The following is an 11,877-nucleotide window of genomic DNA, read 5'->3' as shown; positions in this document are numbered from 1 at the left end:
CCACCAGGAGGCGGCGCGACGCCCCGGGTGAGAATCGCCGGTGCCGCGCGACACGCGGAGTGACCTCGCGCAGGTACTCTCAGGCCATGACCGTTCTGTCCCGCGGCGCCCGGGTGCGGCGCGGCGGCCGCAGGCCGGGGTGGGTGCTCTTGACCGCGTTGCTGGTCCTCGCGATGGGGGCCAGTTCCGCACTGGTTTTCACCAATCGGGTGGAACTCCTCAAGCTCGCTGTAATCCTGGCGCTGTGGGCCGCAGTCGCAGGCGCCTTCGTTTCGGTGCTCTATCGTCGCCAAAGCGACGCAGACCAGTCCCGGGTGCGCGACCTGAAGCTGGTCTACGACCTTCAGCTGGATCGGGAGATCTCGGCCCGGCGCGAATACGAGCTGACGGTCGAGTCCCAGCTGCGTCGCGAGCTGGCCTCGGAGTTACGCGCCCAGGCCGCCGACGACCTGGCGGCGTTGCGCGCGGAGCTGAGCGCGCTGCGAACCAGCCTCGAGATCCTGTTCGACGCCGACCTGCAGCACCACCCCGCGCTGGAGACGGTCGAAACCGAGGCGCCCCGCACCCGCGCCTACAGCGACTGGGACCGCAACGGCGAGGGCAACCGGGATTGGGTTGCCAGCGATCGGGTGACATCGGTCACCCAGGACAACCCGCCCGGCCGCGACGACGAGGCCGCGATCATCGACGTGCCCGAGGAACCGCTGCTCCCGCCGCGGCAGCCGCCGCCGCGGGAGCGTGTCCGCGTGCAATACGACGGCCCGCAGGACGGTCGATACCAGGTTTCACAAGAGCCGCCGTACATGACCCCGCCGCCCGAGCCGCGATTCGCGCCTCCGCCGCCCTCGCAACCTGAACCGTCGCCGCTGCCGCGGGAGTGGCAGCCGGCCCCCGCCGAGGCACAGTGGCGGCCCCCGGGCACCAGCTGGGCCCCCGATGGGGCCGACGCGCCCGGCGGCGAGCCGACGGCGGGGCGGCGCGCGCGGCATTACGGCTCCCGAGAAGGCTCCCAGGAAACCCTGGACGGCTCGCCGTTCGAGCACCTTCAGCCACCGCCGTACGGCGAATCCGGTCGGCGGGCGCGAGCGCGCCATTCGGCGGAGTACCGCGAGTACGGCGTGCGCGACTTCGGGGGCCCGAGCGAGCCCGCGAGCGCGCCGGCCGCCGCGGCGCCGCCACCTCCCCACCCGATGCCGCCGCCGCCCGTCGCCCCGCCGCCACCGCAGATGGCCCCGCCCCCGGCGGCCGAGCCGGCCGCGCGGCATCGCGGCGCCGATCCCCTCGAGCAGGCGCCGGATGGGCCGCCCAGCGGTGGCCAGTCGGTGGCCGACCTGTTGGCGCGCCTGCAGGTCCAGCCGTCCGGTGGCGGACGGCGCCGCCGGCGCGACGGCTGACCTGGGAGCTTCCTCACACCGGCTTTCGTTGGGCTCGGCGTGACGGATCGATTAAAGTCTTGGTGACCGTCCGGTACCCGAGCAGTGGACCGGAACGAACCAAAGAAAGCTGTGAGGTCGTCTGCGATGGGGCAGTTCGACGGACTGCGCCCGGCCAGGCTCAAGGTGGGCATCATCTCCGCGGGCAGGGTGGGCTCCGCGCTGGGCGTCGCGCTCGAGCGCGCAGACCATGTGGTGGTGGCGTGCAGCGGCGTCTCCCGCGCGTCGCGGCAGCGGGCTCAGCGCCGGCTGCCCGATACGCCGGTGGTGTCGCCGCCGGATGTGGCCGCCAACGCCGAGCTGCTGGTCTTGGCGGTTCCCGACAGTGAGCTCGCCGGCCTGGTGTCCGGGCTGGCGGCGACCTCGTCCGTGCGGCCTGGCACGATCGTGGTGCACACGTCCGGAGCCAACGGCGTCAGCATCCTCGCGCCGCTGACCCATGACGGCTGCATCCCGGTGGCGATCCACCCGGCGATGACGTTCACCGGTTCCGACGAGGACATCAGCCGGCTGCCCGACACCTGTTTCGCGATCACCGCGGCCGACGAGGTCGGGTACGCGATCGGGCAGTCGCTCGTCCTGGAGATGGGCGGGGAGCCGTTCTGCGTTCGCGAGGATGCCCGCGTCCTGTACCACGCCGCGCTGGCGCACGCGGGCAACCACATCGTGACTGTCCTCGCCGACGCGCTCGAGGCGCTGCGGGCCGCGCTGCGCGGCAGCGAACTGCTCGGGCAACAAATCGTCGACGACCAGCCGGGCGGCCTCGCCGAACGCATCGTCGGGCCGCTGGCCCGGGCGGCGCTGGAGAACACGCTGCAGCGCGGCCAGGCCGCGCTCACCGGGCCGGTCGCCCGCGGCGATGCGGCTGCGGTCGCCGAGCACCTGGCCGCCCTCGCCGAGGCCGACCCGGAGCTGGCCGGGGCCTACCGGGTCAATGCCCTGCGCACCGCCCGGCGCGCGCACGCCCCCGAGGATGTCGTCGAGGTGCTGGCGCGATGACGGCCCCACGCAAGCCGGCGTTCAATCCGGGCGAGCTCAACGTGTATTCGGCACCCCGCGACGTCGCCGACGTCAGCCGCGCGCTGCGCCACACCGGCCGGCGGGTGATGCTGGTGCCCACCATGGGCGCCCTGCACGACGGGCACCTGGCGCTGGTGCGCGCCGCCAAGCGGGTTCCCGGCTCGGTGGTCGTGGTATCGATCTTCGTCAACCCGCTGCAATTCGGCGTGGGCGAAGACCTCGACGCATACCCGCGCACCCTCGACGACGACGTGGCGTTGCTGCGCGGCGAAGGCGTCGAGATCGTGTTCGCGCCGACCGCCGCGGCGATGTACCCCAACGGACTGCGCACCACCGTGCAGCCCGGCCCGCTGGCGGCCGAACTCGAGGGCGGCCCGCGGCCGTCCCATTTCGCCGGGGTGCTGACGGTGGTGTGCAAGCTGCTGCAGATCGTTCGCCCCGACCGGGTGTTCTTCGGCGAGAAGGACTATCAGCAGCTGGTGCTGGTCCGGCAGATGGTCGCCGACCTGAACGTCGACGTGGCCGTCGTGGGGGTCCCGACCGTCCGCGAGCCCGACGGGCTGGCGATGTCGTCGCGCAACCGTTACCTCGACCCCGGGCAACGTGAATTGGCCGTGGCGCTCTCGGCGGCGCTGACGGCCGGGGCGCACGCCGCCACCGACGGGCCCGCGGCCGCGCTGGACGCCGCCCGCGCCGTGCTCGACGCCACGCCCGGCCTCGTGCTCGACTACCTGGAGCTGCGCGACGCCGAACTCGGCCCGTTGCGCGAGGGTGGCTCCGGCCGGCTGCTGGTCGCGGCCCGGCTGGGCACCACGCGACTGCTCGACAACGTCGCAATTCAGATCGGAACTTCGCCGGCACCCGTGGGGCCGGACGGACACGCCCAAAAACCTTGGAGGAATTGATGTTACGCACCATGCTGAAGTCGAAGATCCACCGCGCCACCGTCACGCAGGCCGACCTGCACTACGTCGGCTCGGTGACCATCGACGCCGACCTGATGGACGCCGCCGACCTGCTGGAGGGCGAGCAGGTGACCATTGTCGACATCGACAACGGCGCCCGGCTGGTCACCTATGCGATCACCGGGGAACGCGGCAGCGGCGTGATCGGAATCAACGGCGCCGCAGCGCATCTCGTGCACCCCGGCGATCTGGTGATCCTGATCGCCTACGGGACGATGGAGGACGCGGAGGCGCGCGCCTACCGCCCGCGGATCGTGTTCGTCGACGCCGACAACAAGCCGATCGACCTCGGGGACGATCCGGCGTTCGTGCCGGCCGACGCCGCAGAGCTGTTAGACCCTCGGATCGGCGCGCGGTAGCCGTGCTGCTGGCCATCGACGTCCGCAACACGCACACCGTCGTCGGACTGATCTCGGGCTCCAAGGAGCACGCAAAAGTCGAGCAGCAGTGGCGGATCCGCACCGAGTCCGAGGTCACCGCCGACGAACTCGCGCTGACGATCGACGGCCTGATCGGCGAGGATTCCGAGCGGCTTACCGGCGCCGCCGCGCTGTCGACCGTGCCGTCGGTGTTGCACGAGGTGCGCGTCATGCTCGACCAGTACTGGCCGTCGGTGCCGCAAGTTCTCATCGAGCCGGGGATACGAACTGGTATCCCGCTGTTGGTCGACAACCCCAAGGAAGTCGGGGCCGACCGGATCGTCAACTGCCTGTCCGCGTTTCACCAGTTCGGCAAGGCGTCCATCGTCATGGATTTCGGATCCTCGATCATCGTGGACCTGGTGTCGGCCAAGGGCGAGTTTCTCGGCGGCGCCATCGCCCCGGGCGTACAGGTTTCGTCCGATGCCGCCGCGGCTCGCTCCGCGGCGCTGCGCCGCGTCGAGCTGACCCGGCCCCGGTCGGTGGTCGGCAAGAACACCGTCGAGTGCATGCAGGCCGGCGCGGTGTTCGGGTTCGCCGGCTTGGTCGACGGTTTGGTGCAGCGCATCCGCGAGGACGTGGACGGTTTCTCCGGCGAGTTGGGCGATCAGGTCGCGGTGGTGGCCACCGGGCACACCGCGCCGCTGCTGCTGCCGGAACTGCACACCGTCGCCCATTACGACCGGCACCTGACCCTGCACGGCCTGCGGCTCGTCTTCGAACGCAACCGGGACGCCCAGCGCGGCCGGCTGAAGACGGCCCGCTGACGCCCGGCTTTCCGCGTCGTGTGTGAATCGACGGCGTTGAGTGTGAATCCTGGCAGCGATTCGGGCGCATTTTCCGTCCCCTATACACACTGAAAGCCCTGAACGCACAGTGAAAGCCCTGAGAGCACATGCATTGCCTCTCGATGGCCTCAATTAAGCTGGCACGTCGTGACATCTGAGCCCCCGGAAGCCGAGACCGACCTTCCCGAGCAGTATCGGATCCGCCGGGACAAGCGCGCTCGGTTGCTGGACGAGGGGGTCGACCCCTACCCGGTGGCCATCGAACGCACCCACACCCTTGCCGAGGTGCGCGCCGCTCACCCCGACCTGCCGACCGACACCGCCACCGACGACGTCGTCGGTGTCGCCGGTCGGGTCATGTACGCCCGCAACTCCGGCAAGTTGTGCTTTGCGACACTCCAGGATGGCGACGGCACGACCCTGCAGGTCATGGTCAGCCTCGACAAGGTCGGCCGGCAGGCGCTCGACGCCTGGAAGACGGACGTCGACCTCGGCGACATCGTCTTCGTGCACGGCAACGTGATCAGCTCGCGCCGCGGCGAGTTGTCCGTCCTGGCCGACTCCTGGCGGATGGCGGCCAAGTCGCTGCGGCCGCTGCCGGTCGCGCACAAGGAGATGAACGAAGAGTCGCGGGTCCGGCAGCGCTATGTCGACCTCATCGTCCGCCCCCAGGCCCGCTCGGTGGCCAGGCAGCGGATCGCCGTTATCCGCGCGATTCGCACCGCGTTGGAACGGCGCGGGTTTTCCGAAGTCGAAACACCTATGTTGCAGACCCTGGCCGGCGGCGCCGCGGCTCGGCCGTTCATCACCCATTCCAATGCTCTCGACATCGATCTCTACCTGCGGATCGCGCCAGAACTGTTCCTCAAGCGCTGCGTCGTCGGCGGATTCGACAGGGTCTTCGAGCTAAATCGCGTGTTCCGAAACGAAGGGGCCGATTCGACCCATTCTCCCGAATTTTCGATGCTGGAGACCTACCAGACCTACGGAACCTATGACGATTCGGCGATCGTCACGCGCGAGCTTATTCAAGAGGTGGCCGACGAGGCGATCGGAACCCGACAACTGCCGTTGCCAGACGGCAGCGTCTACGACATAGACGGAGAATGGGCATCGATACAAATGTATCCGTCGCTGTCGGCGGCGCTCGGTGAGGAGATCACGCCCGAGACCGCGGTGGACCGGCTGTGGGCCATCGCGGACAAGCTGGGTGTGGAGATTCCCCGCGACCGCGGCTACGGGCACGGCAAGCTGGTCGAAGAACTCTGGGAACACGCGGTGGGCAACGCGCTGACCGCACCGACCTTCGTCAAGGATTTCCCTGTCGAGACAACGCCTTTGACGCGACAGCACCGCAGCATCCCGGGCGTGACCGAGAAGTGGGACCTTTACCTCCGCGGGGTCGAACTCGCCACCGGGTATTCCGAACTGAATGACCCGGTCATCCAGCGCGAGAGGTTCGCTGCGCAGGCCCGTGCGGCGGCCGCCGGCGACGACGAGGCCATGGTGCTTGACGAAGACTTTCTCGCCGCGCTCGAGTATGGGATGCCCCCGTGCACGGGAACCGGAATGGGTATCGATCGGTTGCTGATGTCCTTGACCGGGCTGTCAATTAGGGAGACGGTTTTGTTCCCGATTGTGCGGCCGCACTCCAGTTGAGTTACCGGTTGCGTCCGGATTGAGTATGCTGCGTTGTTATGGCAGATTGGTTCCTTGGGGAGTGAATCCAAACTGCTCAGCAACTGCTCAGGACGAAACGCGAGGGTAAGCTAATGGCGAAAAAAGTGACCGTCACCTTGGTCGATGATTTCGACGGTGCGGGCGCGGCCGACGAAACGGTTGAATTCGGGCTTGACGGGGTGACCTACGAGATTGATCTTTCGTCCAAGAATGCCGCGAAACTGCGCAACGATTTGAAGCAATGGGTTGCGGCGGGACGCCGCGTCGGCGGACGTCGCCGCGGGCGGTCGGGTTCGGGGCGGGGGCGTGGAGCCATCGACCGCGAGCAGAGCGCCGCGATCCGGGAATGGGCCCGCCGCAACGGGCACAACGTGTCGACGCGCGGCCGCATCCCGGCGGACGTCATCGACGCGTTCCACGCGGCGACCTGACACGCTGCCGACCGGCGCCCGGGTCCAGGAGACCCGGGCGCCGGTCGTTTCATTTCGCTGGCGGCGAAAAGATCGCCCGCCGATACGGAAACGCCTGGGTGGTTTTCCTCGTTTATGTGTTGCGCCTGTATTTCACGGGGGATGCGGCCCGGACCGTCGGGCACAGCAACGTTAGGAACCCCGGCAGGCCGACCATTACAGTGGATGGCAGGTACGCAGGGGCCGACAAGAGCCGACCACAGTACCGATGGCAGGGAGAGCAGGTAACCAGCGATGTTCGAAAGATTTACCGACCGTGCCCGCAGGGTCGTCGTCCTGGCGCAAGAAGAGGCCCGGATGCTCAACCACAACTACATCGGCACCGAGCACATCCTGTTGGGCCTGATCCACGAGGGCGAGGGCGTCGCGGCGAAGTCGCTGGAGTCGCTGGGGATCTCGCTCGAGGGCGTCCGCAGCCAGGTCGAAGAGATCATCGGCCAGGGCCAGCAGGCGCCGTCGGGGCACATCCCCTTCACGCCGCGGGCCAAGAAGGTGCTCGAGCTGAGCCTGCGCGAGGCGCTGCAGCTCGGCCACAACTACATCGGCACCGAGCACATATTGCTCGGCCTCATCCGCGAGGGTGAGGGCGTGGCCGCGCAGGTGCTGGTCAAGCTGGGCGCCGAGCTGACCCGGGTGCGCCAGCAGGTGATCCAGCTGCTGAGCGGCTACCAGGGCAAGGAGGCCGCGGAGGCCGGCACCGGAGGCCGCGGCGGCGAGTCGGGCAGCCCGTCCACGTCGCTGGTGCTCGACCAGTTCGGGCGCAACCTGACGGCCGCCGCGATGGAAGGCAAGCTGGACCCGGTCATCGGCCGCGAGAAGGAAATCGAGCGGGTGATGCAGGTGCTGAGCCGGCGCACCAAGAACAACCCGGTGCTGATCGGCGAGCCCGGCGTCGGCAAGACCGCCGTCGTCGAGGGCCTGGCGCAGGCCATCGTGCACGGCCAGGTCCCGGAGACGCTGAAGGACAAGCAGCTCTACACGCTCGACCTGGGTTCGCTGGTGGCGGGCTCGCGCTACCGCGGTGACTTCGAGGAGCGCCTGAAGAAGGTGCTCAAGGAGATCAACACCCGCGGCGACATCATCCTGTTCATCGACGAGCTGCACACGCTCGTCGGGGCCGGTGCCGCCGAGGGCGCGATCGACGCGGCAAGCATCCTGAAGCCCAAGCTGGCCCGCGGTGAGCTGCAGACCATCGGTGCCACCACGCTCGACGAGTACCGCAAGTACATCGAGAAGGACGCCGCGCTGGAGCGCCGCTTCCAGCCCGTGCAGGTCGGGGAGCCGACGGTGGAGCACACCATCGAGATCCTCAAGGGCCTGCGCGACCGCTACGAGGCGCACCACCGGGTGTCGATCACCGACAGCGCGATGGTGGCCGCGGCCACCCTGGCCGACCGCTACATCAACGACCGGTTCCTGCCGGACAAGGCGATCGACCTGATCGACGAGGCGGGCGCCCGGATGCGGATCCGCCGCATGACCGCGCCGCCAGACCTGCGCGAGTTCGACGAGAAGATCGCCGAGGCACGCCGGGAGAAGGAATCGGCGATCGACGCCCAGGACTTCGAGAAGGCGGCCAGCCTCCGCGATCGCGAGAAGACGCTGGTGGCCCAGCGGGCCGAGCGTGAAAAGCAGTGGCGTTCGGGCGATCTCGACGTGGTCGCCGAGGTCGACGACGAGCAGATCGCCGAGGTGCTCGGCAACTGGACCGGTATCCCGGTGTTCAAGCTCACCGAGGCCGAGACCACCCGCCTGCTGCGCATGGAGGACGAACTGCACAAGCGGATCATCGGCCAGGAGGACGCGGTCAAGGCCGTCTCCAAGGCGATCCGCCGCACCCGCGCCGGGTTGAAGGACCCCAAGCGGCCGTCGGGGTCGTTCATCTTCGCCGGCCCGTCCGGCGTCGGTAAGACGGAGCTGTCCAAGGCGCTGGCCAACTTCCTGTTCGGCGACGACGACGCGCTCATCCAGATCGACATGGGCGAGTTCCACGACCGGTTCACCGCGTCGCGGCTGTTCGGCGCCCCGCCGGGATACGTCGGCTACGAGGAGGGCGGCCAGCTCACCGAGAAGGTGCGGCGCAAGCCGTTTTCCGTGGTGCTGTTCGACGAGATCGAGAAGGCCCACCAGGAGATCTACAACAGCCTGTTGCAGGTCCTCGAGGACGGCCGGCTCACCGACGGCCAGGGCCGCACGGTGGACTTCAAGAACACCGTGCTGATCTTCACCTCGAACCTCGGCACGTCCGACATCTCCAAGCCGGTCGGCCTGGGCTTCACCCAGGGTGGCGGTGAGAACAACTACGAGCGGATGAAGCAGAAGGTCAACGACGAGCTGAAGAAGCACTTCCGCCCGGAGTTCCTCAACCGCATCGACGACATCATCGTCTTCCACCAGCTGACCAAGGACGAGATCATCCGGATGGTCGACCTCATGATCGGCCGGGTCGCCGGCCAGCTCAAGAGCAAGGACATGGCCCTGGAGCTGACCGACAAGGCCAAGTCGTTGCTGGCCAAGCGCGGCTTCGACCCGGTGCTGGGTGCCCGCCCGCTGCGGCGCACCATCCAGCGCGAGATCGAGGACCAGCTGTCCGAGAAGATCCTCTTCGAGGAGGTCGGACCCGGCCAGGTCGTCACCGTCGACGTCGACAACTGGGACGGCGAGGGCGCCGGTGAGGACGCGGTGTTCACGTTCACCGGGACGCGCAAGCCGCCGGTCGAGCCGGACCTGGCCAAGGCCGGGGCGCACAGCGCGCCGGAAACGCAGTAGCGATTGCAGCAAACGGGCGGCGTGGCGATCGCGAGCGCGGCGGAGCCGGGCGAAGCGGGTCGCCGCCATCGGACTAATCTCTGACGGGATTAACCGCCCGTTTCGCATGGAAGGGCCCGCCTGTGCTGATCGTGACCACCAACGACCTTCCGGGCTGGGACATCCAGCGCGTCTGCGGCGAAGTGTTCGGTTTGACCGTCCGCTCGCGAAACGCCTTCTCCCAGATGGGCGCGGGCTTCAAGGCAATGTTCGGCGGCGAGCTGGCCGGCATGACCAAGAACCTCGCCGACAGCCGCAACGAAGCGATGGGACGCCTGATCGCCGAGGCGCGCAACCGCGGGGGCAACGCCATCGTCGCGATGCGGTTCGACACGACCGAGATCGGCGACGTCTGGACCGAGATCTGCGCCTACGGCACGGCGGTGCAGGCGGTCCCGGTCACCGACGCCGCCAAGTACACCGCGGGCCAGCTCGGCTACGGCGCCGCGACGCCGCAACAGTGATCCGCGGTCTAGACTGACCACGCTTACGTTTTCGATGGACAACGGAATTCTGGTGAAACTCCAGAACGGTCGCGCCACTGTCATAGTCAGACCCGGAGTCCGTCACCACCCCCGAGCGGGACGCGAAATCCCGGAAGGAGTCAACAAGTGACGAACACCCACCCGACCGATACCCGTGCCCGGTCGGTTGGCCTGTCGGCGGCGAGTGCCGCGGTCTGGTTGGCGGCAACCGTCTTCCTGGCGTTGCTGGCCCTGTACTTCGTCGGTATCGACCAAGGGGCGCTGTCGTTGTTCGGCAGCGATTCGCACGTGCACGAGTTCGTGCACGACGCCCGCCATCTGCTCGGCTTCCCCTGTCACTGAGATCGTGGAGAAGCGTCTGATCGGACGCGGCCTGGTGGCCGGCGCCGTCGGCGCGGTGCTGGCTTTCGCGTTCGCCCGCCTGTGCGCCGAGCCCGTGATCGGCCGCGCGATCGCCTTCGAGGACGGACGAATCGACGCCCTGGGTGCGCGTGGCTTGCACGAGCACGGCGCCGAGTTGTTCACCCGGGGGGTGCAGTCCACCGCTGGGTTGGGCTTCGGTGTGCTCATCTTCGGTTTGGCGATGGGCGCGCTGTTCGGCGTGCTGTTCTGTGTGGTGTCCGCGCGCGCGACTAACGTTGGGCCGCAGCCACTTTCCCTGCTGTTGGCGGCGGCCGCATTCGGCGCGGTCTACCTGGTGCCGTTCGTGAAGTACCCGCCGAATCCGCCGGCGGTGGGTCAGGCGGACACGATCCAGGCCCGCACCGGCTGGTACCTGATGATGGTGGTGACGTCGGTGGCTTTGGCGGTCGTCGCCGCGTGGCTGGCCCGGGGACTGACGGCCCGGTTCGGTGTGTGGAGCGGGCGGCTGCTCGCGGCGGGTACCTATGTCGCGGCGGTCGCGGCGGTGGCGGTGCCGCTGCCCAGCGTGGATGAGACGCCGCCCGGCTTTCCCGCCGACGTCCTCTACGAATTCAGGTTGCTATCGCTCGCCACGCAGCTGGTGCTGTGGGCCACGATCGGCGTGGTCTTCGCCACGCTCGCCGCTCGGCTGCTCGGGGAGCGGGTCGGCAGCGCACCGGAACCGAGCCACGCGACGTGACCGACGTCGTCCGGCTGACCCTGGTGGCGCACGCAATGACCGACGCCATGGCGGCCGGACGCTTTCCTGCCGATGAGCCGCTCAACGGCATCGGTCGTCGGCAGGTCAAAAAGGCTGGGCGCCTTGACCTTCAGGGCGGCACCCGTCAGCTCTGCGGGCCCGAGCGGCGCGCCCGGGAAACCGCGCAACTGCTCGGCCTGCGCGCCGCGACCGAGCCGCGGCTGGCGGATCTCGATTGCGGCGGTTGGTGCGGGCAGACGCTGCGGGCCGTCGGCCCCGCGGACCTCGAGACGTGGCTGACCGATCCGGCGCGGGCGCCGCACGGCGGTGAATCCATCGTCGACCTGATGCAGCGGGTGGCCGGCTGGCTGGAGTCACTGGCCGACGACACAGCGCCCGCGGTGGTGGTCACGCATCCGGCGGTGATCCGGGCTGCCATCCTGCACAGCCTCGATGCGCCCCCGAAGTCGTTCTGGCGCATCGACATCGCGCCTGCAAGCCGCACCGTGCTGTACTTCCGCAACGGCCGCTGGACGCTGCGTTTGTAACTGGCGGTCATGCCGGGCGCGGGGTGGGCGGCCGGTTTTTGTCGTACCCGGCTGTGATGATGGGGTCATGTTGTCGACGGCGCCGCCTCGGTTGGGGGTGAACCATAAAGAGCGGTTGGCGGTGTTGTTTGAGGAGTTGGCGGAGTTGGCCGGGCAGCG

Annotated in this window: 12 protein-coding genes; all 12 read left to right on the top strand. The window is 68.7% G+C overall.

The genetic code is table 11. The features are described 5' to 3' along the window. Positions 1 to 86: 86 nt before the first annotated feature. Complete coding sequence (locus A5696_RS00585; protein WP_067871780.1) at positions 87 to 1,394, top strand: DUF6779 domain-containing protein; 1,308 nt, start codon at positions 87 to 89, stop codon at positions 1,392 to 1,394. 126 nt (positions 1,395 to 1,520) lie between these two features. Next, the gene (locus tag A5696_RS00580; protein WP_067871777.1) at positions 1,521 to 2,432 is read left to right on the top strand and encodes a Rossmann-like and DUF2520 domain-containing protein; all 912 of its coding nucleotides are present in this window, start codon (positions 1,521 to 1,523) and stop codon (positions 2,430 to 2,432) included. Then, positions 2,429 to 3,358 carry a pantoate--beta-alanine ligase gene (panC, locus tag A5696_RS00575; RefSeq protein ID WP_067871774.1) on the top strand — a complete coding sequence of 310 codons (930 nt, stop codon included), beginning with the start codon at positions 2,429 to 2,431 and terminating at the stop codon, positions 3,356 to 3,358. Before A5696_RS00580 ends, panC begins: the two co-directional genes overlap by 4 nt. Continuing rightward, a complete protein-coding gene (panD, locus tag A5696_RS00570; RefSeq protein WP_067871771.1) occupies positions 3,358 to 3,777 on the top strand; it encodes an aspartate 1-decarboxylase in 420 nt (139 codons plus the stop codon). The genes panC and panD overlap by 1 nt, the downstream gene beginning before the upstream one ends. A 2-nt stretch (positions 3,778 to 3,779) precedes the next feature. Then, a complete protein-coding gene (locus A5696_RS00565; RefSeq protein ID WP_067871769.1) occupies positions 3,780 to 4,604 on the top strand; it encodes a type III pantothenate kinase in 825 nt (274 codons plus the stop codon). A gap of 168 nt (positions 4,605 to 4,772) precedes the next feature. Beyond that, a complete protein-coding gene (gene lysS / locus A5696_RS00560) occupies positions 4,773 to 6,284 on the top strand; it encodes a lysine--tRNA ligase (RefSeq protein WP_067871766.1) in 1,512 nt (503 codons plus the stop codon). Positions 6,285 to 6,397: 113 nt separating this feature from the next. Then, the gene (gene lsr2, locus A5696_RS00555; RefSeq protein ID WP_036363110.1) at positions 6,398 to 6,736 is read left to right on the top strand and encodes a histone-like nucleoid-structuring protein Lsr2; all 339 of its coding nucleotides are present in this window, start codon (positions 6,398 to 6,400) and stop codon (positions 6,734 to 6,736) included. 273 nt (positions 6,737 to 7,009) lie between these two features. Next, a complete protein-coding gene (clpC1, locus tag A5696_RS00550) occupies positions 7,010 to 9,544 on the top strand; it encodes an ATP-dependent protease ATP-binding subunit ClpC (RefSeq protein WP_067871763.1) in 2,535 nt (844 codons plus the stop codon). 122 nt (positions 9,545 to 9,666) lie between these two features. Continuing rightward, positions 9,667 to 10,047: a YbjQ family protein gene (locus A5696_RS00545; RefSeq protein ID WP_067871760.1), complete on the top strand. Its 381-nt coding sequence runs from the start codon at positions 9,667 to 9,669 to the stop codon at positions 10,045 to 10,047. 147 nt (positions 10,048 to 10,194) lie between these two features. After that, positions 10,195 to 10,410, top strand: a complete 216-nt coding sequence (locus A5696_RS00540) for a CbtB-domain containing protein (protein WP_067871757.1) — start codon at positions 10,195 to 10,197, stop codon at positions 10,408 to 10,410. 4 nt (positions 10,411 to 10,414) lie between these two features. After that, positions 10,415 to 11,170, top strand: a complete 756-nt coding sequence (locus A5696_RS00535; RefSeq protein ID WP_067871752.1) for a CbtA family protein — start codon at positions 10,415 to 10,417, stop codon at positions 11,168 to 11,170. After that, positions 11,167 to 11,718, top strand: coding sequence for a histidine phosphatase family protein (locus A5696_RS00530; protein WP_067871749.1), 552 nt, complete (start codon positions 11,167 to 11,169; stop codon positions 11,716 to 11,718). Before A5696_RS00535 ends, A5696_RS00530 begins: the two co-directional genes overlap by 4 nt. Positions 11,719 to 11,877: the final 159 nt, after the last annotated feature.

The organism is Mycobacterium sp. E2699 (assembly GCF_001666745.1).
In the GTDB taxonomy this organism is placed as follows: domain Bacteria; phylum Actinomycetota; class Actinomycetes; order Mycobacteriales; family Mycobacteriaceae; genus Mycobacterium.
The sequence above is the reverse complement of the archived record's forward strand: the minus strand, read 5'-3'. Positions and strand labels throughout refer to the sequence as shown.